This is a genomic window from Methanobrevibacter sp., from assembly GCF_045611865.1.
Classification (GTDB): Archaea; Methanobacteriota; Methanobacteria; order Methanobacteriales; family Methanobacteriaceae; genus Methanocatella.
In genome coordinates, this window is the sequence record NZ_JAZKXX010000042.1 from 1 (window position 1) to 22,328 (window position 22,328).

Genomic DNA, 22,328 nt, shown 5'->3' on the forward strand with positions numbered 1-22,328 from the left:
TTTCGTTACACTTGGAGGAAACTTGCTTGGAACAATTCCGCTTGGAGACATTGTATTATACTTAACTCCGTTTAATTTATTCCTGTTTGCAGTATTACTTGGTTTTACCGTACTTATTGGTATAAGTAAACCTGAAACTCAAGTTGAAGCTACTATGCATTATTTATATAATACTGAAGTTAAAGTTGGTCCAAAAGAACTTAAGCAAAGAAGATTTCTGGCTGTAATCTGCGGTATCGCATCAGCAGGTGCAATGATAACTGGAGATTTATTCAATTTTACACTGTTCATGGCTTTGGTAGGTATTCTTAATATTGGTATCGTATCAGCCGTAAAACAAACCAGCGTTTTAAACTCAGCATTCAATTACGGTTTAATTGCAATGATGTGTAGTCTTCCTTTATTTGGAGGTGCGGCCATTATTCTTGCATCAACAGGAACATTATCACTTGCAGTACTCTCACAGATGTCTGCAAGTCCGATGGTGGTCTTTGGTGCAGTACTGATGCTGATTGGTATTTTAGGTGAAAGTGGAGTTGCGCCGTTCTTTGCAAGTAAGGCAGAAATGTTCAGGACTGCAGGATCACCTTATATTGTTATTATTCACTTAAGTTCATTATTTATTATTGTAAGAGCTGTTGAAATATTATTATTGGTATTGTGGTAGTGAGAGTATGGCAAATCAAAAAATCATTTGTATTCTATTATTGGCATTATCAACAATAGCTATCCTTTCCTGTTTAGTGATTAACTTTGAAGCATGGATTGTTTACACAATAGCTATATTTGGTATTCCATTATGGGTTTTATCTCTTGGTCTTCTTACAATGGCCAAGCCAAAACCTGAAGATGCAGAAGAAAGAGTGAGGGAACCGTTCACTGGGTATTAGAGTGGTATTATGAATTTGATGGCAAATATTTTAATCAATGTTATTATCGCTTTTCTTGCGGGAAGCCTTCTTTTAGGTCTTCACAGAAAGGTAATGGCACGTGTACAAAAACGTCCGGGACCACCTATTGTCCAGCAGTTAATACACTCTTTGAAATTTTTCTTTAAGGAAACTGCAATCCCAAAAACAGTATCAAAGGTATTTTATATTGGTATTGTATTTATTCTTGCATTGATATGGATTGTTGGGGTTATTGCAGGTCCTGTTGCTCATGATTCCTTATTAATCTTATTTGGTGTTTATGCAGTTTATAAAATTGTTGAGCATAACTCAGGATCTAGTTCCGGTTCACCATATGGTAAATTAAGTTGTGTCAGGGCAGTTTTATCAGCAGCAACTGAACTTCCATTATTTGCGGCAATAGTATTTGTATATTTGGTAACTGGCACGATGAATATAGGTGAAATTATTGCTTATCAAGGTGTTCATGGTCCTTTAGTATTTTCAATTCCACTTGCAGCTTTAATGTTCTTCATGTTAATTATTACAAAATCCCCATACTCTCCGTTTGCAATTACAAAGGACAAAGTTTTAATTTCAGGATTTGAAACCGAGCATTTTGGATTATTAAGAGGGTTCATGTTGTTTTCAGAGTCCATTGCTTGGTATGTTTTGTTATGGGTATTCTTAACAATATTCTTTGGCCCGTTAACTGCAGTGGGTTATTTGATTGGAATGATTGTAATTACATTTATCACTGGATTTATTAATGCAACAACTCCGCTTTTAAGTCCAAATCATTCTGTGATGACTCAAATTACAATTGGAGCAATATGCTTCTTTGGAACAATTATAATGATATTTACTGGAGTGGTAGTATGAATAGTGAAGATGTTATTGTTTATTTAACTTCATTGGTTGCTATTGGCGTAATAGTTGTTGGTAGTTTAGCAGTAATTTTCCATTCAGTTACACTAGCTCCAATAGTGATTATTGGAATTATTTTAGCAATATTTGCATTATTGGCTAAAGGTAATTTTTCACATAAGATTGAAAGTATTGAGAAAGTATGTTTTGTTATAACACTTATAGCAATAATCTGTTCATTTATATTACTTTATAAACCAATGTAGGAGATATTATGTTAGATTATATGATTTATATACTTGCATTTGCTGTTGGTTCCATTCTTGGTTTAGTATACAGCTATAAACAACATGGTGAACCATTTGTTGCAGTTACTAAATTAAATGTCCTTGCAGCCTTAATTTCGATTGTTGGTTGGGTTTTAGCATTTAATTCAGGCAATGTTATTTTATCTGCAATTGGTTTTGCTTTGGGCGGATTTGTAATGGGAGAAAGGCCTGGATATGGTAGAAAAGAAACTGCTATAGGGTTGATTATCGCAATTATTTTATATTTATTATTAAGATTTACAGTATGATGTGATTTCAATGGATGATGGTGCTAAATTAAGATTAATGCAAAAAAGAATTATTAAAAGTTATGCTTGGCAAAGGGATATTATAGTTCCACTTTCAGAGGAATTTAATTGTACTGTTGATGAATTAGAAGATGTTTTCTTTGATTTATTCGATATGGATTCTCTTCAAGCATTACATGCTACATTTGAATCCGCAGAAGATATCTGTATGTATCAAAAATTTAATGCTGATTTAAGATTATGTTGGTTTGTTGATACTTTAGAGGTTATTCCAAGAGAAGAAAGTAAAAATCTTAAATACAAACTGGTTCAAGAAGTAAAAAATGGTAAATCTTATGAAGAAGCACTTAAAGAAGGCAGATTAGAATTATTTGAATTATTAAAAAAAGAGACTAAATATTAAAGAGGGAGTACAATGTTAAACGCTATTAGGGATGTTGTGAGAAAAAGCTCAATTCATGTCTGCATCGTAAATTGTGGGGGATGTAATGGATGCGATGTTGAATGTGTGGCATTATTATCTCCAAGATACGATTTAGAGCAATATGGTATTTATGTTCACAACAATCCTCGTGAAGCTGATGTCCTATTGTTAACTGGTGCAGTTACAGAACAATGGGTCGATAATTTAAAAAGAATTTATGATAAAGCTCCCGAACCAAAAATAGCCGTAGCTGTTGGAAACTGTCCAGTTTCTGGTGATGTATTCAATCAGGAGGGCGGTCATGTACATGCTCCTGCATCTAATTTCATCCCAGTGGCTGCAGAAATTCCGGGATGTCCACCTAGACCTAGTGAAATTCTAGAAGCTATTATAGCTGTTGGTCCTCAAGCTATTGCTGACAGGGGGAGGGAGAGACAATGATAGTGCCTATTGGTCCGATTCATCCAGCTTTAAAAGAACCTATCAGATTAAAACTGCAAACTGAAGGTGAACGTGTTGTTAAAGCAGAAATTGAATATGGTTATGTTCACAGGGGTATTGAAAAAATAATTGAAGGGCAAACTTGGCAGAAAGGAATTTATCTTTCAGAACGTGTATGCGGTATATGTTCATATGAGCACACACAAACATTTGCAGAAACTATTGAACAAATTTCCGATGTAGATGTTCCATTAAGAGCTCAATTCTTAAGAGTTATTGCAAATGAACTTGATAGAATCCAAAGCCATTTACTTGGAAACTCCACATTTTTCAAATCAATGGATCATGAAACATTATTTATGCGTGTTCTAGAGTTAAGGGAATATGCGATGGATTCAATTGAACTTTTAACTGGAAATAGGGTTAATATGGGTTGGAATGTTGTTGGTGGAGTTAGAATGGATGCTGACGAACGTCATTTCAAACCGATACTTGAAAACCTCAATAAAATAGAAGAAGAATTTGAAAGAACCCGTGCATTATTTGCAGAGGGTCCTGCTTTGGCATTAAGATGTAAAGGAATTGGTGTAATGACTAAAAAAGAAGCTATTAAAGGACGCGCTGTAGGTCCTATTGGAAGGGCTTCTGGAGTAAAAGAAGATTATAGAGTTGGGCATTACACTTATGATGATCACTTTGATTTTAAGGTAATTAGAAGAACTGAAGGAGATAATTACGCAAGAACATTAACTAGATTTGATGAAATTCCAGAATCCATTAGTTTAGTTAGGCAAGCTATTGAAAATATGCCTGATGGTGAAGTACGTACTCCTGTTGATTTGAAATCAGGTTATGCAATGAGAAGAAATGAGGCTCCTCGTGGGGAAGTTACCTATATGATTGAAACTAATGGACATCTAATTAAAAATATTTCAATTAGAACTCCAAGTATTGCTAATATGGATTCATGTGCAAAATATATGATTCGTGACGTTCCAACTGTTGCAGACGCAGTTGCAACTTATGCTACAAGTGATCCTTGTGTTGCATGTGCCGAAAGAGTGGCTATAACTAATGAACATGGAAAAACAGCCATTAAAAAATTTGATGAGGTGATATAAAATGTCATCTCTAATTTGGTATATTTATGATTTTGCAAGAAAAGCATGGACGGATGCATTTACTGATGCAAAAACTTCTCCGGAAATTGCTGAAAAGCCAGAAAGATTTAGAGATTTCCCTAAAGTTAACAAAGAGTATTGTATAGGTTGTGGAGCTTGCACCGTTTCATGTCCATCTCCAAATGCAATAAAAATTGTAAGGGAAAAAGATGATGAGACTGGAGAAGGATTAACTTATCCTATAATTACTCCTGGTGCATGTATCCGTTGTGGTTTTTGTGCAGAAGTGTGTCCAACTAATCCTAAAACATTAGAATGTGGTTTAAACCATTTAATTCTTCCAGAATTCAATATTATTCCATCAAAAAGACAATACATTGTAGATGATTATCTATGTATTAAATGTAAAAAATGTATGAAACAATGTCCTGTTGATGCAATAAGTCTTGTTGATGGTAAATTGGTTGTAGATCAGCTAAAATGTATTTCATGCGGAGATTGTTTAGATGTTTGTCCGGTTAATGGTGCAATGAAAGGCGTATTTGTTGATAACTTGCAAGATCAAAAAGATTTAATCCTTTTATGTGTAAATTATCTTGAAGATTACATTAATAATAAAGAAGAAGATTTAAGGGCACTTGAAAAAGATGGGCTCCTACAATATGAAGTGCCACTTTCAGATATTTGGGATGAGGCATTGAAAATCATTCCAGATGATGAAATTGCATTGGAAATAATAAGCAATGCAGTCAATAGGCTTAAAATTAGAATTATTGATTGGGACAAAGATAATTGTAAAAAATGTCAACTTTGTATTCCAGATTGTCCAACAAAATGTATCTCTTTTGATGAAAAAGAGGATACTATTGTAAGGGATAAAGATAGATGTTTACGTTGCAGTATTTGTTATCAAACATGTCCATTTTCAGTAATCAAATATTTCATTGCTAAATTTTCACTAGAAGATGATAAGATTATTCATACGACCGTTAAAGCGTCAAATTTAAATGAGAATATATTCATGGAGTGAGTGTTATGATTGATAGTTATACTAAAACACCAAGACCATTAAGACACGTTGATGTTGATTATTTAATCGACCAAACAAGATGTGCGGAATGTAAAGATAAACCATGTCTTGAATCATGCCCGATTGACGCAATTTATATGGATAATGATGATGGGCTTGTTAAAATAAAAAATACTTGCTTTGGTTGTGTGTTGTGCCGTAATGCTTGCCCTCACGATGCCATATCTCTTGATGTTCATATGGACCCTCCTTTAAAAGAGAATGTTCCAAACATTAATGTTAAATTATGTAAGGCTTGTGGAGCATGTGTTCAAGCATGTAAGAACGGTTCAATACATATTGTGGCTGATGGAAAACAAGAACCTCACAGTGAAATAGATAAAGATTCATGTGTTCGTTGTGGGTATTGTTTTAGAGTATGTCCAACTGATGCAATTAAATACGGCCAATTACTTCCTAAAACTGTTAAAGGAGGTAAAGCTGTTGTCATTAATCAGGATAAGTGTATAGGATGTATGACATGTACAAGAGTTTGCCCATCAATGGGAGCTATAAATGTTGGTCGTACAAACAAATTACCATATATTAATCCAGGGTACTGTGCAAGATGTGAGGAATGTATGCATTCTTGCCCATCAACAGCTATCAAGTACTCTTCACGTAAAAAAGCTTATAAAATGTATAGTGAGATAAAATCATTTGATATTGTGTCTGGAATTATTGATCACGATATTAAAAGATTATCTCTTGATTTGATTAGTTTAAATAAAGTTTTAGAAAAAGTAGGTAAATCCATTGCTTTGGAATTCGATGATCAAAACTTTGAAAACTTCATTGAGTGTAAAGTTAATGACATGATGGAAAAAGAACTAAAAATCAGTCTTGATACAAGTATTGAGATAGATAAGTTCTCTAAACTGTTTGGTTCATATTTAATGGATAGAAATATTGAAGTTTATGATAAAAAATGTATTGCATGTGGGGATTGTTTAAATGTATGTCCTACAGAGGCAATTGTATTGAATGGACCAAATCCAATAGAAATCACAGAAGATTGTATATATTGTGGTAAATGTGTAGAACAATGTAAATTCGATGCAATTGGCGCATATGATGATTATTTCTACAGTAAAGACACTGATTTATACTATGCAAGATCTTACTTGCACACTCAAAGACTTGGTGATTTCTCACTTTCAAGTACAAAATGTCAAGCATGCGCAATTTGTGTTAAAAACTGTCCAACAGATGCTTTAACATTGGACGTGAATAAAATAGACTTTGATGAAGAAAAATGTATTTATTGTAGAAATTGTGAAGCAATTTGTCCGCTAGATGCAATTAGAATTGTTAACTTTAGGTGATTTGATGTTTGAAAAATCATTTATTACAGACTGTGAAGGACCATTAACATTGAATGATAATGCTTTTGAGTTAGCAGAGCATTTTATTGAAAATGGAGGAGAATTATTTAAAATTCTTAGTTTGTATGATGATTATTTAGCTGATATTGTAAAAAAAGAAAATTACAAAGCGGGCAATACCTTAAAGTTAATTTTGCCTTTCTTTATTCAAGAAAACTTAACCAATGATAATCTGGTTGATTTTTCACAAAATCATATTTATGCTGTTAACGATTCAAAATTCCTGTTAAGTTACTTGAAGAAAGCGATGAATACGTACATAGTTAGCACTAGTTACGGCCAATATATTGAAGCTGTTTCTAATTATATGGAAGTCCCTTTCAAAAATACATTTTACACAAGGGTCAATCTAGATAACCTTTCTTTAACTGATGGGGAAAATGAAAAAATCAATGAGTTTAAACAGATAATATTGAAAAATCCTGGGGATTATGAATTATTTGACGATATTTTCTTTAACCAAATCATGGAAATGGGATTTTATGAAAATATTAAAGATGTTGAAGTTGTTGGTGGTGAAGGAAAAAAATTAGCTATTGACTATATAATCGAAAGGGATAACATTGACATTAATGAAATGCTGTATATAGGTGACAGTATCACTGATGTTGAGCCATTAGAATTCGCTCGCAAAAATAATGGAATAAGTATATCCTTTAATGGAAATGAATATCCTTTAAAAGTGGCAGAAATTGCTATTGTATCTCCAAGTGCAGTTACTACGGCTGTCATTGCTAATATTTATGTAAATAATAATAAAAATGAAGTATTGAAATTTATTAATGGATATAATAATTGTGATGATTTAAAAACATTATTCAATGACTACAATATTGATTTAGACATTACTAATAAGTTTTTTACAACTTTTAGTGATAATAATTATCCGATAATTCAAATTATCACAAAAGAAAACTTTGATGAGATATTAAAAATAAGTAAAGAAATGCGAAATAATATTCGTGGTCAGGATATAGGTGGATTAGGATAATTAGGTGATTAAATGAATTATGATAAAGTTGAAGACACATTCTTTGAAGCTTTTGAAGGAAAATATGTTAGGGCTTTAATAACAGGACCTACTGAAGTTATTGTAAAAAGAGCAGCATATGATTCTACTTCAACTCCAAGTGCAGTTATTGGAAGAGTTGAAGGTGGGGTTGAAGGCTTTTTGGATGAATCACAGACTCCTGATGGTAGATTTGGCGCAATTGTTCAATATTGGTTAGATGGAGATAATGTGGAAAAATTTGCATTTGAATTATCCTACAGATTAAGACAAGATATTTTAGTTAAACCATTTACTCGTATTTTTGATTATGCTGATGATGAAAGTGATGATTATATTGAAATGATGGATATTGTAGGTCATTGTGGTGATGGCTATGAATGGATTGTGGATGAATATGGAAGAAAAATGATAAATGTTCCAATTGCAGTTCCCGATTTTCAAATTGAAGAGAAATTTAAAATTAATGATGGTATAATGGGAGGTAATTTCTGGTATTTGTGCTCAACTCAAGAAGCAGTACTAAATGCTGGTGAAGCTATCATTGATGCTATAATGGATATTGAAGGTGCCACTACTCCATTTGATATCTGTTCAGCTGCTTCTAAACCAGAAACTAATTATCCGGAAATTGGACCAACTACTAATCATTTTTACTGCCCGTCTTTAAAAGACTCTTTAGGAGATATTTCTAAAGTTCCGGATGGTGTTAACTATATTCCAGAAGTTGTAATCAATGCTGTTAGCGAAGATGTAATGAATAAAGCTGTTAAAGCAGGTATTGATGCAGCATTAGAATTTGAAGGTGTAGTTGGGATATCTGCAGGTAATTTTGATGGAAAACTTGGGGATAAAAATATAAATTTATTAGATGTTTTAAAGTAAGGTTTTAAAATGGAAATATTTGATAATGATTTGAATGCAGAGGTAATTGGATTTGGAGCATTAAATGTGGATAAGCTCTATTCAGTTGAAAATATTGCAGGTTGTGATGAAGAAAGTTTCATTAAAAGCGAAACTGACACTCCGGGAGGTTCAGCAGCCAATACTATCATAGGTTTGTCCAGATTAGGTTGTTCAACATCAATCATTGGAAAAATAGCTGAAGATGAAGACGGTGATTTAATAGAATATAATTTGGCTATCAATGGAGTTTACTCTAATAATTTAATTTACTCAGAATCTGGTTCAACTGGAAAGTGCCTAGGATTTGTGGATAGAGATGGTGAGAGATGTTTATACATTGACCCTGGTGTTAATGATGAAATTAAAATTGGTGAGATAAATCCGTTAAACATCATGAGATGCAAAATAATGCATTATACATCATTTGTTGGAGATTCATTTAAAACTCAAATAGAATTACTTGAAAAATTAAATGATGATGCAATATTAAGTTTTGATCCAGGAATGCTTTATGTTAAAAAAGGATTCGACCAGTTAAGGCCGATATTGGAGAGATGTAATATTTTACTCATCAATGAATCAGAATTAAGATTATTATTTGATAATAATGAAGCTTCTCTAAAAGAGTTAGCTATTAGTCTTTTAGATTTTGGAATAGGGATTGTTGTTATAAAACAAGGCTCAAAAGGAGTATTTGCAATGGATAATTCACAAGAATGTTTCGTTGAATCTTTCAAATGTGATGTTGTAGATACTACTGGAGCGGGTGATAGTTTTAATAGCGGATTTTTATATTCCTTTTTAAAAGGCTATGATCTTGAAAAATCCTGTAAAATTGGTAATTGGGTTGCAAGTAAGTCAATTGAAGGATTTGGAATGGAGAAATTTCCTTCACTAAAAGATTTGGAGGATTTTCTTTTAGGAAATTAAAATTTATAAATTATTAAAATAAAAAGTTATTTAGTTGGTAATAATATGAATGTGTCTTTTATAAAACAGAGAAAAAGCTTAGAACGTGAAGTTCTTCTCAAATCTGTTGAATTAGATGATGATGGCGATGATTTTGAATTTGAACTAGATAATTTTTCTACAGAACAAGAAATCATAGCTGTAGCACCAAAATGTGTGAGGTGCAATACCTGTGTTGGGCAATGTCCAGTTAATGCAATTGAACCAGCTAATATTTTTAGAATAGCTAAAATAACAGATAAATGTGTCAAATGCGAAATTTGCGTTCAATCCTGCCCTATTTCTGCAATTAAATTAATTAAAAATTCGGTTGTTTATGACGGGGAAGATGAACGTGAGGTTGTTGAATACAATTTATCTAATGTCAGATATCCTCATAGGGTAATTAGGATGAATGAAATTTCAATTGATTATTCAATTGATACAAATTGGGCTGATTGTGCAACATTATGTCCTACTAATGCATTTACTCTTCAATTTAGAGAATTTTTTGAAGAAAGAAATATGGATTTGGGCATCGAATTGCTTGATGATGAATTATATCCACATATTAACAAAAAAATGTGCATTGGCTGTGGAGCTTGTGTTGAAATCTCATTAAATGACTTTGCAATAAAATTAGATCGCTATATTGGTCCTATAGTCCATAGTAGGGTTATTGAAGTAGATCATGAATCGTGTGTTAATTGTTATTTATGTGAAGAAAACTGTCCAACAGGAGCTATTGAGTTAGTTGATGGGGAGGTTGTTCTTGACAATGATAAATGTATAAGATGTATAGAATGTACTCATCATTGTCCTGTAGGTGCACTAAAGAGAATTGAAATGGAATAAATGGGGTTTGTTTATGAGAGCTAAAGAATTAATGGATAAAGAATTCGTGTACTTAAACTGCAATGATGCTGTAGTTGAAGTATCAAAAGTAATGGAAGAAATTAGACGTTTTACTTGTCCTGTTGTTAATGAAAAAAAACAATTAGTAGGATGGATTACATCATTTGACATTACTAGAGGTTTAAGGGAAGGTAATGATAAAATTTCTGAAATAATGAGTGACTATGAAGAAATCGCTACTGTTCATGAAAATGATCCTGCAAGAAAAGCAGTAATTTTAACTGCAAATAATAAGTTCGTAACAGTACCTGTCGTTAATGATGATAATCAAGTTATAGGTATGGTTCGTGCTTGTGATATTGTTGAATTATTATCTGACCTTTATGATATTAAGGTCGAAAAATTATATAAAGCAATGCAACATCAATTAAAAGGTGTAACTTGGGAAGAATTAATGTCTGCATCTGCTTTAGTATCTAAAAAAACCACTGGTGTAAAAATTACTCCTGAAGAATATGAAGCCAATATCATGAATGCTACATTTGGTGAAGCTATCTGGGCAACTGGTGGTTTAGAAAAATTCTTTGCAGGTTTAATATCTGTTGGAGAAATGGTAATTGCTCGCAGAGTAGGAAGAGCAAGAAAATAATTAAAGTGATAATTATGAATGAATATAACGAATATCAAGATAAAACAATCCTTGTTACTGGTGGAGCTGGTTGTGTTGGAAGTAATCTAACACGTAAATTTGCAGATTTAGGTGCTGAAAAAGTAATTATATTGGATAATTTGTCTTCAGCATATGAATGGAATATTGCCGATAGAGAGGCCATTGAATTTATTCAGGGAGATATATTGGATGATGCAGTACTTAAAAGAGTATTTAAACAAAAACCAGACTATGTATATCACCTTGCAGCACACTTTGCAAATCAAAACAGTGTAGATAATCCTGAAAAAGATTTAATGGTTAATGGTATAGGTATTTTAAAAGTACTTCAGTATGCGCAATTGGCTGGTGTAAACAGGTTTGTTTATTCTTCATCAGGTTGTGGTGTTTATGGACTTGACTCAAAAATGCCTTTTGAAGAGCATGATATTTCTATTTCACTTCACACCCCATACCAAGTAACTAAACTCCTCGGTGAACTTTATACTAATTATTTCCACAATTTATATGATATGGACATTGTTAATGCAAGATTCTTCAATGTATTTGGCCCAGGTGAAGTTCCGGGAAAATATAGAAATGTAATTCCAAACTTTATGTATTGGTCTAAAAACGGACAAGCATTACCTATTACTGGTGATGGGTCAGAAACAAGAGATTGGACTTTTGTTGATGATATTTGTAATGGATTAGTTGCAATGGGTATTGAAGAAGAAGCAATAGGTGAAGCTATTAACTTAGGGTCTGGAAAAGATCACAGAGTAATCGATATGGCTAACAAAATTAATGCATTAACTGGAAACGAAGCAGGTATTAATTATGTTGCCCGTCGTGATTGGGATGCAAAAACCAAGTTATTATCTTCCATTGAAAAGGCAAAGGATATTTTAGGATATTCTCCAAAAGTATCCTTCGATGATGGTCTTGAAAGAACTCATGACTGGTTCTGTGAAAACTGGGATAATATTCAAGAATCCGCTGAGTTCTAAAAACTTTCCTAAAAATCTTCTTTTTAGATTTTTGGGATTTTTCCTTATTTTTTCATAAAATATTTATAACCGTTCTTATTAAACTTATATTGTAAGTTAGGTGAATATATGCAAATAAACAAAATTGTGTTATTAATTTTGTTTTTCTTTTTGTTTATTAATGTGGCTGTGGTTTCAGCTCATGATACTAATTTTGATGATGTTGAAGTAATGAATAATCAAACAGCAGAACAAAATGGTGAAGAAATAGCACTTGAAGATTCAGTTGATGATTTGGATAAGGAACAAACAGTTAATAAAACAACCCCATTAATCACTGTTAAATCGAAAAATATTAAATTTAAAGACTCTTTAGAGATTTATCTTAAAGACTCTACTGGAAGTCCTTTAAAATCAAAGAACATAACTGCAGTGATAGATGGTAAAAGTTATAATATTAAAACCAACTCTAAAGGTGTTGCAAAGATTTCAACCAATCTTGCTGCAAAAAAATATAAATTAACTATTTCTTTTGCGGGTGATGAGTTATACAACTCTGCTTCTAAAATATTTTCTATAAAAGTATCAAAATTATCCACTAGATTAAACTTATTAAAGAATTTTGTCATTAATGGAAAGTATTTATATGTTTATTTGTATGATCAAAACTTAAATGCCATATCCCATAAGAAATTAACCATTAAATATAATGGCAAATCTTATTTGAAAACAACCAACAGTGCTGGTCGTGTTAATTTTAAGGTTAACTCAAGAAGTTTAAGTAATGTTATCAAGGTTAATTTCAAAGCAGATAATTTTTATAAGTCTTCATCAAAACAGTTTAGATTTTATATTATTCAGTCCATGTCTTTTAATGTAGGTAATTCAAAATTACTTACCAATGGATTTTTAAGGGTTTATTTAAAAGATTCTGCATCTGTCTGGAAAAAAACAATAATCTTGAAGGTTGGAAATAAAAAACTAAGCAAAAAAACCAGTTCTGAAGGGATAGTAGTTTTTAAACCAAAAGCAAATGCAAAAACATATGTCATCGCTGTTAAATATGGAAAATATGTAATTTCTAAAAAGCTCGTGTGTTATGAGGGGAATGCAAAAGACCCTTTAAAAGAAAATATATCTTTTAAAAATGGTCGTCCTGATATTGATGTTATGCCTGGAAATTATGTTATGGGTGATGAAAATGCAAAATATACTTTAACTAAATCCCAATATCGTGAAGTTCTTAAAAGAGACAGTTATTGTTTGTTTTTAAATAATAAATTAACTAAATATACCTTTTTCAAAACAAAAAATCATCCAAACACTTACCACATACTTAAAAGAGCAAAATGGAATGTTATTGAAAGAGCAATATATGAAAAACTGGTTATAAAAAATAAGGCTAATTATTGGCCAGGTTCAATAACAGTCTCCCTTAATGGAAGGTCATACACTTATCCTGAAGTGAGGGATGTCCAAAATACGCCGTATACTTGCGGTCCAACTTCGGCAAGTATGTGCAGTCAAGTCCTAAAGAATTACTTCTGTGAAGGATATTTGGCTAAAATAATGAAGACGGATAAATCAGGAACCGGATGTCAGGCAATAAGTAAGGGATTGGAAAAAAACAACTTTGATTGTTCATTTTTTTACAAATCCTCATTTAACAAGGCTTTAAATGAACTTAAAAATGGTGGATGCGCATTAATATTCCATGCAGACAATCATTATGTATCTGTTTTGGATATTAGTAAGGATGGCAAAAAAGTCTTGGTGAGTAATTCTTATAAAAATTATGATAATATTAAAAACCAATGGATAAAGGTTAGTTATTTGAAAAAGAAATTTTCTCCTGATTGGGATGAAAGTTTAATAGTGAAACTTAACTATGAATTGTCTGAATCTACAAAAAATAGTGTAAATTGTTATTATAATAGTATGGGTGCTAATTGGATAGGCAAAAATACTAATCAAAACATTGGGTTTATATGAAGGTGGATTATGAAATTTAATAAAACATTTTTAGTAATTTGCATATTACTTTTATTATGCAGTATTGCTGCGGTTTCAGCTAATGATTTAGTAAATGATACAGATTCAGGGGATGATGAATCTGTAAAAGTCACACCAGTAATTACAGTAAACACAACTAGTGTCTACACTGGGGATTCAATAGACATTTCTTTTAGTGATGAGAATAAAACTCCAATCACCAATAAAAATTTCACTGCAAATATAGATAACAAAGACTATAATCTTTTCACAGATTCACAAGGTAAATCAAGTCTAAAATTAGATTTAAAGGCAAGTAAATATGTTCTCTATGTTGAATTTTTAGGTGATGAAAATTATACATCACTAAATCAGACTTTTAAAATTAATGTATTAAAGCTTAATTCTAATCTCAATCCTTTAAGCACAACTGTTCTTAAAGGGGATTATCTTTATGTTTATCTGAAAGACCAGAAAAATGAAGCGATAACGGGAGTCATAGTTTCATTAACTGTAAATGGAAAAACATATGAGCGTACAACTAATAAAGATGGGAGAGTAGCATTAAAAATAAATTTGAACCCTTATAATCATTCAATTAAAATGAAGTTCTCTGGAAACGAGTATTACAATGCTGTTTCAAAAACTATTAATTTATTAGTTCCTGCAACAACTACTCTTGTTGTTGGAAATACAATGTTATTAACTAATGGTTATTTAAGAATTTACTTGAAAAGTGACACTGCTTCTGCTGTTTCTAAAAAAACAGTTATTATAACTGTTGGAAATAAAACATTCAATAAAACAACAAATTCAGAGGGCATAATCGTTATTAAACCAGGTGTGGGTGTTGGAACATTTAATGTTACTGTTATATTTGGAGGAGATTCTACTGTTATTGGTTGTATTGCATCAAAAAATGTCAATGGTGTTAGTGGAAGCCCTAAAAACCCTCTAAAAACTAAAATTCCATTGAAAAATGGGGTTCCAGATGTTGATTACATGACTTCAAATTTTGTAATGGCTGATGATGACATGACTTACACTCTTTTAAAAGCCCAGTATATGGAAGTAATTAAAAGGGATAGTTATTGTTTATACCTGAATAACAAATTAAGCAAATATACATTCTTTAAGACAAAAGGTGAACCAAATCTTTACCACATTATTAAAAGGGAGAAATGGAACGTTATTGAAAGGGCAATAAATACAAAGATAGTTCAAAAAAATAAGAATAACTATTGGCCTAGTTCAATTAAAGTTTCTTTAAAAGGAAAATCCTACAATTACCCTGAAGTCAGGGATGTTCAAAATACGGGGTATACTTGTGGTCCGACTTCTTGTAGTATGTGTAGTCAAGTTTTAAGGAATTATATTTGTGAAAGCCAATTAGCTAAGCAGGCGGGATCTAGTCCGTATTCAGGTTCAAGCACTAAAGGCCTTAAAAAAGCTTTAGAAAAAAATAATTTCAAATGCAGCATTTACTATAAAAGTACTTTTGATAAGGCATTAAAACATCTTAAAAAAGGTGGATGTGCCTTAGTTTTCCATACTTGGAGTCATTATGTTGCTATTTTAGATATTAGTAAAGATGGAAAAAAAGTTTTAGTTGGCAATCCTTCTGGAGATTATGACCATGGAAGCCATTCAATTCCTACAAATTGGCTTACAGTAATTTATATGAAAAAAATGTTTAATAACTATGATACCTCAGGATTAATAGTTAAACTTAAATATTCTTTAAGTAAAGCAACAAAAACTAAAATTAATAATTTCTATTCAAGTATGGGTACTAATTGGGTTCGTCAAAATACTAATGAGAGAATTCCTCAAATTTGATTCTCTAATTTTGACTTTACATAGAAGTTTAAATTTTAGGGAATTTTTCCCCTCTTTTTTTAATTTTTTCATCTACCTATTGTTGTTAGGAAAATATTTTATAGTTTCATTCAGATAGATGTATGAAGCTATGCGAGATGCAAAACTTGAAGAAACAACTATTGAAATTCCACTTGAAAAAATGGATACTGGAATGTTGAATGAGATTAGTATGCAGTTGTTCTAATTTTGAGAGCTGGAATGGGTATGGTTGAGGGAATTTTAAATGGTATTCCAAATGCAAAAATAGGTCACATCGCTGGTGACAGGGTATATGGAACTAAATAGTGAAGATTTTCTTCACTTTCTTTTTTTCTTTTTTTTTGGCGATTTGATTAATTGGAACTTGATTTGGCCAATTTTTTCCCCAAATATAAACATAACTTATTTATTATATCTAAAACAAATTAATTCATATCTTACCTTTGGAGGATTATGATATGAATAAAAGTGATTTGAAAAGAGATTATTTTATGCTCAAAGGACCACTTGCCAAAAAGGGTTATGATTGGTGGTGGCATTCTTTAACTGCATATAATAAGAAAACTGGTGAACCAAGACCTTTTTTTATTGAATATTTTGTATGTAATCCAGCATTGGCTGAAGAAGAACCTACATTAGGACAATTACCTGAAAATAAGGAAGCCGGTAAAAAACCATCTTATTGTATGGTTAAGGCAGGAACATGGGGTAAAAATGCAAAACAGATTCATAATTTTTACTCAATGAAATACTTTGAATGTCCTGACGATGAATTAAATATTCGTGTAGGGGATTGCAGTCTAACTGAAACTCATATGAATGGATTTGCAAGAGTAAGTGAAGAAGAAGCTCGTGATCATCCAGAATACATGTGTGATGCTGGGGACATGATGTGGGATTTGGATATTGACAAACAAATCACTTTTAATGTTGGTTATGGTGCTAGCTCATTATTTAGAAAATTAAACTCTTTTGAAATGTTCTGGCATGCTGAAGGAATTAAAACCCAATATAGTGGAACTATCTGGCTTGATGGTGAAGAATATGAAGTAATTCCTGAAAAGTCATATGGGTATGCTGATAAAAACTGGGGAGGAGACTTTACTTCACCTTGGCTTTGGATTTCATCATGTAACTTAACAAGCCTTAAAACCGGTAAAAAACTTAATAATTCTGCATTTGAAGCGGGTGGGGGAAGGCCAAAGGCATTCGGAATTTCCATACCTCGTAAATTATTAATTGGATTTTACTATGAAGGCACAATGTATGAATACAACTTTGCAAGATTCTGGAACCTTGTAAAAATTGACTTTGACTTTGAAGAAGGAGATGAAGTGAATACATGGCATGTTAATGCAAGTAACAAGAATTCCAGAATGGAGCTAGTGCTTTACTGTAAACGTGATGAAATGTTATTTATTAATTATGAAGCTCCTGATGGTCAAAAAAGACACAACCGCCTATGGAATGGTGGAAATGGTTGGGGTGAAATAAAATTATACAAAAAAGATGGAACATTAATTGACCATGTGAAAATCGAAAATGCAGGTTGTGAATATGGGGAGTATGATAAGTAATGATATTCACAGATATTCTTGCATTAATTGTTGTATATATTTATGTAGCCATCATTTTCGTTGTAGCCGAAATGGTTTTAAAGACAAGACCTGAAGTTTCACGTAAATTTTTACATATTATGGTAGGTAACATGATATTTGCCATGCCATTTTTCACAGATCCATGGACAATGGTCTGGTTTTTAACACTTCCAATCACAATAGCACTATTCTTCTTAACTGAATACTCACCAGTTAAAATTGAAAATAGTGTGACTGAATCCGGTCATGCCTTAGGTTTATTTTTCTATGCAGGTATTTGGACAATATTGATTGCAATATTTACCACAATTGCTCCTGCTAAAGATCCTAAATTCTTCATTTGGATTGTAGCATTAGCTATTGTTCCTATGGTATATGGTGATGGATTTGCAGCTTTAATTGGTCAAAAATTCGGTAAATTAAAATACACAGTCTTTGGTGGTCAAAAATCCATTGAAGGCTCTCTTACAATGTTTGTCATTACAACAGTAATGAGCGTATTTGTATGGATGGTTTTTTCTTCCATTGGATGTACAATGCCAGAATTCAATATTGTTTACATTATTGTTATTTCTGCTGTTGCAACATTATGTGAAGCCTTTAGTTATGGTGGAATTGATAATTTGACAGTTCCAGTAGTAACTTCAATTTTATATTATTTAGTGGCTGTGTTATAAGCTACTAATTTTCATTTCTATTTTTTTGCATTTCAGTTAACTATTTTTGCATCTTAGAAGCATCGCCAAATAACCATTTATATAGACTTTCACTAAGTAATATTATCGAATTGATATTTGGTGATACGATGGATTTAAGAATGGAAGCCGAAAGAAGAGCAGATGCAAAGATAAAATTCGAAGAAAAGTTATATAAATATTTGATTGTAAATATGATAATAGCAATTGTTTGTTTTGTATTTTTACAAAGCTTTTGGTTGTTATTCTTTGTCATGTTCTTTTGGGGTATTGGAGTCTTAGACGACTTTTTTAAAGCATATCCATTTAAAAACATTGTTGATCCTAATTACAGAGAAAGAAAAATCAACGAAGAACTTTCAAAAATGGGTGATTAAATGAATAATGTAAGACAAAGAGCTGAAGAAAGAGTAGACAGAAAAATTAAATTTTACAGAAATTTCCTAGTATATATTATTGTAAATGCAATGTTATTTATCATAAACTGGTATTTTACTCCAGAATTCTGGTGGGCGGCATTTCCGTTATTTTTCTGGGGAATTAGGGTCTTAAAAGACTTTTTAATGGCATTTGTATTTGATGATAAATTTGGTGAAGATTACAGAGAACGTAAAATTCAAGAGGAAATGGAAAAGTTAAGGATATAAATCATGAAGGTAAATCTATTCGTTTCAAGAGATATTAAAGAGCCGCATGCGGATATTCACACAAATGAATTGACAGAAAATGTTACAAAAGCAATATCAATTCTGGAAAATGATGATTCCAGTGATATGTTGGCTGTAAAGAGAGGTTCTGACATTGCACTTCTGGAGTTAAGTGACATTTTCATGTTGAGAGTTGAAGATAAACAAGTTAAGGTTTATACAAATAATGAGGAATATCTTATTAAAAAACCACTATATCAGGTTGAAGAGAACTTAAGCAGTGATTTTGTTAGAATTTCAAAAACTACAATAGTTAATCTTAAAAAAATAGAGCGTGTTGCTCCATCTCTTAAGGGAATGATGTTTATTCAACTTAAAAATGGTTTAAAGGACAATATATCAAGAAAATATTTGCCGGAGTTTAAACAGGCACTGGATTTATAGGTGATATTATGAAAGTTGATTTAATTAAAAGAATTGCAATGGGTGCCTTTGTGGGGTGTTTTATTGTAATGTTTGTCATGATTTTTATTGCTATTCAGGTAGGTCCGAATAACATTAGTTTTTCAGGGGTTGATGTGATTAATGCATTTTTTGGATCAATTGTTGTCGGTTGGGCATTTTCTTTAACTGGATTAATTTATGAAAGGGAGGATATTGCTCTTCCTCTTCAAATAATATTTCAGATGGGAATTGGGATGACTGTACTATTTATAACTGCAGTTTATCTTAAATGGATGCCAATTAACTTAGGTTGGGGCCCAATTTTAACATGGATTTTAATAGCTTGTGTATTTGCAGCTATTTCATGGTTTGGTTTTTACATTTACTATTATCTGCTCGCTCGTGAGTTAAATAATAAACTAAAAAATTAATTTGATAATGGTTTCATCTACATTATCTAAATTAATTAAAATATTTTTTATAGCAACAACATTTAAATTGAAAAAATGATTTCTTAAAATAAGGTTTGTTGGTTAAACTATCATTATTATTGGTTCTATTTCTAATTTTAAGCAACTTTGAATCCGCACTCACTACAGGATTTGGTTTGGAATTTCACAACTCCTCCACATTCTGGACATAGCCACTTTTCCCGATCTTGACTCATCATGCGTCCGATACCTGTAGTTTTTATTCTTTTAGCTGAACTTAATGTATCTAAATCATGTCTTTTAACGTATTTTTTGGAGTGCTTTTTCATTAAAGGGCATGGAAATTCGCTACATCTTCCACAGTAGCTGAAATTTTTAGAATCAAAACAAGTTTTAATTTTGCACTTCAAACTGGCTTTGCTTTTGCCATCATTACTTATTAGACACCCAGCACATGGATTTTGGTATTTCTCACAACTAATGCAGTTAATTCCACAGGGAGCTAATAATTTTGAATCTAGTTCATCCGGCATCTTCATATTAATTAATCTGTTGAAAGAAAGTTATATATTTATTCAATAACAAATATTGGTTTATGAAAATATTGGTTGTACAGGAATCAGACTGGTTGGAAAGAAATCCGCACCAGCAACATCACTTGATGGAGAGAATGGCCCTTAGGGGTCATGAGATTAGGGTAATTGATTATCCTATAGATTGGCCAAATGATGATGATTCAGGTTTAATCTATCACAAGGAGATTCATGAAAATGTAAGTAAAATTAAATCTGGGGCAAACATTGATGTTATAAGGCCTGGTTTTATTAAAATCAAAGGATTAAACTATGCTTCACTGTTTTTTACTCATAAAAGTGAAATTGAACATCAAGTTGAGGAATTCAAACCAGATGTGATTCTTGCATTAGGAATTCTAAACTCATATAATGCGGCCAGAATTGCTAGAAAACATAATATTCCATTTGTATATTACTTTATTGATGTAATCTATGCCTTGATTCCTGAAAAGGCATTCCAAAAGCTAGGCCAATTATTTACAGAAAAAACCATAAAAAATGCGGATTTGGTAATTACAATTAATAAAAAATTATCGGAGTTTGCATATTCTGTTGGAGCAAAACCCGATTCAACAATACTGATTGATGCTGGAATAGACTTAAACAGTTATAATCCTGACTTGGATGATTCTGCAATTCGTGAAGAATATGGAATTGCAGAAGAAGACATTGTACTTTTCTTTATGGGTTGGATTTATGAATTTGCAGGTATGAAAGAGCTTGCTAGACATTTGGGTGAAAACAAAGATAAGTATCCAAACTATAAGATTTTGGTTGTTGGTGATGGTGATGCATTTGATGAGATGTGTGAAATCCGTGATGAATATGGTCTTGAAAATCAGCTTATTTTAACAGGAAAACAGCCATTTGAAAAAATACCAGAATTTTTAGCATCTGCTGACTTTTGTCTTTTACCGGCTTACATTGATGAACCCATAATGCAGGATATCGTACCAATTAAAATATACGAGTATTTGGCCATGAGAAAAGTAGTTATTGCATCTGAACTTCCAGGGATTTCAAAAGAATTTGGATATGGTCATGGAATAGAATACATCCGGGAAGCATCAGAGGTTCTAGAAACTGTTGAAAATATTTTAAATAGTGGAAAATATGATGAAATTGCAAGTACTGCTCGTGAATATGTAAAAGCTAACGATTGGGAAGCTATTACTGATAAATTTGAAGATGCAATGAAAAAGTTATTGTAACCTATAAAATTTTTTAAAAATTAGATATTGCTAGAATAATCACTATTTAACGATACATTTATAAATACATTAGAACAAATAATTGATTACTGTTATTTTATAGCAGTTTTAAATTACTTTTTTTGGGATAAGTTCCCATATGGATGTGGCCCTTGTGGCTGAACAAAAAGGTGTTAATTTATGTACAAATATATTAGAGATGCATGGAAAAATCCAGATGAGTCCTACGTACGTGAACTCATGTGGCAAAGAGCTCCAAAATGGAAAAATCAAAAAGCAGTTCAAAGAATTGAAAGACCAACTAGGCTCGACAGAGCTAGAAGTTTAGGTTACAGAGCTAAAAAAGGTTTCGTTTTAGTAAGAACCAGAGTAAGACGTGGTGGAAGAAGAAAAACTCGTCGTTTCAATGGTCGTAAACCTAAAAGAATGGGTGTAAACAAAATTACCCAAGCAAAATCTATTCAAAGAATTGCTGAAGAACGTGTAGCTAAAAAATACCCTAACTTAGAAGTATTAAACTCTTACTGGGTATGGTCTACAGGAAAACATAAATATTATGAAGTAATTTTAGTAGATCCTAACAGTCCTTCTATCGTTAACGATAAAAAGATTAATTGGATTTGTTCCAAAAAACACACTAACAGAGCTTTAAGAGGCTTAACTAGTGCTGGTAACAAAGGACGTGGAATCAAATCTAAAGGTAAAGGATCTGAACAAGCTAGAAGAAGAAAAATCTAATTTTTCT

27 protein-coding genes are annotated in these 22,328 nt (G+C 31.9%); 26 read left to right on the forward strand and 1 reads right to left on the reverse strand.

Annotation, left to right across the window (positions count from 1 at the left end; genetic code table 11):
- From ACKI32_RS04435 to ACKI32_RS04550, 24 genes are all read left to right on the forward strand, one after another.
- Positions 1-667 (forward strand): hypothetical protein (locus tag ACKI32_RS04435; RefSeq protein ID WP_407413900.1); only part of this gene is annotated, 667 nt, incomplete at its 5' end.
- A 7-nt stretch (positions 668-674) separates the two neighbouring features.
- On the forward strand, positions 675-890 hold the full coding sequence (locus ACKI32_RS04440; protein ID WP_407413902.1) for a DUF788 domain-containing protein: 216 nt from the start codon (positions 675-677) through the stop codon (positions 888-890).
- 9 nt (positions 891-899) lie between these two features.
- On the forward strand, positions 900-1,772 hold the full coding sequence (locus tag ACKI32_RS04445) for a respiratory chain complex I subunit 1 family protein (RefSeq protein WP_407413904.1): 873 nt from the start codon (positions 900-902) through the stop codon (positions 1,770-1,772).
- Positions 1,769-2,023 carry a hypothetical protein gene (locus tag ACKI32_RS04450; protein WP_407413906.1) on the forward strand — a complete coding sequence of 85 codons (255 nt, stop codon included), beginning with the start codon at positions 1,769-1,771 and terminating at the stop codon, positions 2,021-2,023. Before ACKI32_RS04445 ends, ACKI32_RS04450 begins: the two co-directional genes overlap by 4 nt.
- 8 nt (positions 2,024-2,031) lie before the next feature.
- A complete protein-coding gene (locus ACKI32_RS04455; RefSeq protein ID WP_407413908.1) occupies positions 2,032-2,334 on the forward strand; it encodes an energy-converting hydrogenase subunit EhaL family protein in 303 nt (100 codons plus the stop codon).
- Between the two features lie 10 nt (positions 2,335-2,344).
- Positions 2,345-2,737 (forward strand): DUF1959 family protein, encoded by a 393-nt coding sequence (locus ACKI32_RS04460; protein ID WP_407413910.1) that lies wholly within the window; start codon positions 2,345-2,347, stop codon positions 2,735-2,737.
- A 12-nt stretch (positions 2,738-2,749) separates the two neighbouring features.
- The gene (locus ACKI32_RS04465) at positions 2,750-3,199 is read left to right on the forward strand and encodes an NADH-quinone oxidoreductase subunit B family protein (RefSeq protein WP_407413912.1); all 450 of its coding nucleotides are present in this window, start codon (positions 2,750-2,752) and stop codon (positions 3,197-3,199) included.
- The gene (locus tag ACKI32_RS04470) at positions 3,196-4,320 is read left to right on the forward strand and encodes a nickel-dependent hydrogenase large subunit (RefSeq protein WP_407413914.1); all 1,125 of its coding nucleotides are present in this window, start codon (positions 3,196-3,198) and stop codon (positions 4,318-4,320) included. The genes ACKI32_RS04465 and ACKI32_RS04470 overlap by 4 nt, the downstream gene beginning before the upstream one ends.
- 1 nt (position 4,321) lies before the next feature.
- Complete coding sequence (locus ACKI32_RS04475; RefSeq protein WP_407413916.1) at positions 4,322-5,350, forward strand: 4Fe-4S binding protein; 1,029 nt, start codon at positions 4,322-4,324, stop codon at positions 5,348-5,350.
- Positions 5,347-6,714 (forward strand): 4Fe-4S binding protein, encoded by a 1,368-nt coding sequence (locus ACKI32_RS04480; RefSeq protein WP_407413918.1) that lies wholly within the window; start codon positions 5,347-5,349, stop codon positions 6,712-6,714. Before ACKI32_RS04475 ends, ACKI32_RS04480 begins: the two co-directional genes overlap by 4 nt.
- A 4-nt stretch (positions 6,715-6,718) precedes the next feature.
- Positions 6,719-7,765, forward strand: coding sequence for a hypothetical protein (locus ACKI32_RS04485; protein WP_407413920.1), 1,047 nt, complete (start codon positions 6,719-6,721; stop codon positions 7,763-7,765).
- Between the two features lie 12 nt (positions 7,766-7,777).
- Positions 7,778-8,668, forward strand: a complete 891-nt coding sequence (locus tag ACKI32_RS04490) for a formylmethanofuran--tetrahydromethanopterin N-formyltransferase (RefSeq protein WP_407413922.1) — start codon at positions 7,778-7,780, stop codon at positions 8,666-8,668.
- Between the two features lie 9 nt (positions 8,669-8,677).
- Positions 8,678-9,619: a carbohydrate kinase family protein gene (locus tag ACKI32_RS04495; RefSeq protein WP_407413924.1), complete on the forward strand. Its 942-nt coding sequence runs from the start codon at positions 8,678-8,680 to the stop codon at positions 9,617-9,619.
- Between the two features lie 45 nt (positions 9,620-9,664).
- Positions 9,665-10,492 carry a 4Fe-4S binding protein gene (locus tag ACKI32_RS04500; protein WP_407413926.1) on the forward strand — a complete coding sequence of 276 codons (828 nt, stop codon included), beginning with the start codon at positions 9,665-9,667 and terminating at the stop codon, positions 10,490-10,492.
- A 13-nt stretch (positions 10,493-10,505) separates the two neighbouring features.
- Positions 10,506-11,141 (forward strand): HPP family protein, encoded by a 636-nt coding sequence (locus ACKI32_RS04505; protein WP_407413928.1) that lies wholly within the window; start codon positions 10,506-10,508, stop codon positions 11,139-11,141.
- Between the two features lie 14 nt (positions 11,142-11,155).
- The gene (locus ACKI32_RS04510; protein ID WP_407413930.1) at positions 11,156-12,151 is read left to right on the forward strand and encodes an NAD-dependent epimerase/dehydratase family protein; all 996 of its coding nucleotides are present in this window, start codon (positions 11,156-11,158) and stop codon (positions 12,149-12,151) included.
- A gap of 108 nt (positions 12,152-12,259) precedes the next feature.
- Positions 12,260-14,122 (forward strand): cysteine peptidase family C39 domain-containing protein, encoded by a 1,863-nt coding sequence (locus ACKI32_RS04515; RefSeq protein WP_407413932.1) that lies wholly within the window; start codon positions 12,260-12,262, stop codon positions 14,120-14,122.
- Between the two features lie 9 nt (positions 14,123-14,131).
- Entirely contained in the window at positions 14,132-15,961 is a 1,830-nt protein-coding gene (locus ACKI32_RS04520) for a cysteine peptidase family C39 domain-containing protein (RefSeq protein ID WP_407413934.1), read from the forward strand.
- A gap of 479 nt (positions 15,962-16,440) precedes the next feature.
- A complete protein-coding gene (locus ACKI32_RS04525; protein ID WP_407413936.1) occupies positions 16,441-17,559 on the forward strand; it encodes a tocopherol cyclase family protein in 1,119 nt (372 codons plus the stop codon).
- A complete protein-coding gene (locus ACKI32_RS04530) occupies positions 17,559-18,257 on the forward strand; it encodes a diacylglycerol/polyprenol kinase family protein (protein WP_407413938.1) in 699 nt (232 codons plus the stop codon). Before ACKI32_RS04525 ends, ACKI32_RS04530 begins: the two co-directional genes overlap by 1 nt.
- A gap of 128 nt (positions 18,258-18,385) precedes the next feature.
- A complete protein-coding gene (locus ACKI32_RS04535; protein ID WP_407413940.1) occupies positions 18,386-18,652 on the forward strand; it encodes a 2TM domain-containing protein in 267 nt (88 codons plus the stop codon).
- Positions 18,653-18,922 carry a 2TM domain-containing protein gene (locus ACKI32_RS04540; RefSeq protein WP_407413942.1) on the forward strand — a complete coding sequence of 90 codons (270 nt, stop codon included), beginning with the start codon at positions 18,653-18,655 and terminating at the stop codon, positions 18,920-18,922. It abuts the gene before it with no gap.
- A 3-nt stretch (positions 18,923-18,925) separates the two neighbouring features.
- Positions 18,926-19,366, forward strand: a complete 441-nt coding sequence (locus ACKI32_RS04545) for a LytTR family DNA-binding domain-containing protein (RefSeq protein WP_407413944.1) — start codon at positions 18,926-18,928, stop codon at positions 19,364-19,366.
- A gap of 8 nt (positions 19,367-19,374) precedes the next feature.
- Complete coding sequence (locus ACKI32_RS04550) at positions 19,375-19,797, forward strand: DUF3021 domain-containing protein (RefSeq protein WP_407413946.1); 423 nt, start codon at positions 19,375-19,377, stop codon at positions 19,795-19,797.
- A 137-nt stretch (positions 19,798-19,934) separates the two neighbouring features.
- Here the strand turns inward: ACKI32_RS04550 and ACKI32_RS04555 are convergent, their stop codons facing one another.
- A complete protein-coding gene (locus ACKI32_RS04555; protein ID WP_407413948.1) occupies positions 19,935-20,336 on the reverse strand; it encodes a DUF3795 domain-containing protein in 402 nt (133 codons plus the stop codon).
- A gap of 56 nt (positions 20,337-20,392) precedes the next feature.
- Here ACKI32_RS04555 and ACKI32_RS04560 point away from each other — a divergent pair, with 56 nt between their 5' ends.
- Positions 20,393-21,583 (forward strand): glycosyltransferase, encoded by a 1,191-nt coding sequence (locus tag ACKI32_RS04560; protein WP_407413950.1) that lies wholly within the window; start codon positions 20,393-20,395, stop codon positions 21,581-21,583.
- Positions 21,584-21,763: 180 nt separating this feature from the next.
- Positions 21,764-22,321 carry a 50S ribosomal protein L15e gene (locus ACKI32_RS04565; RefSeq protein WP_407413952.1) on the forward strand — a complete coding sequence of 186 codons (558 nt, stop codon included), beginning with the start codon at positions 21,764-21,766 and terminating at the stop codon, positions 22,319-22,321.
- Positions 22,322-22,328 lie beyond the last annotated feature (7 nt).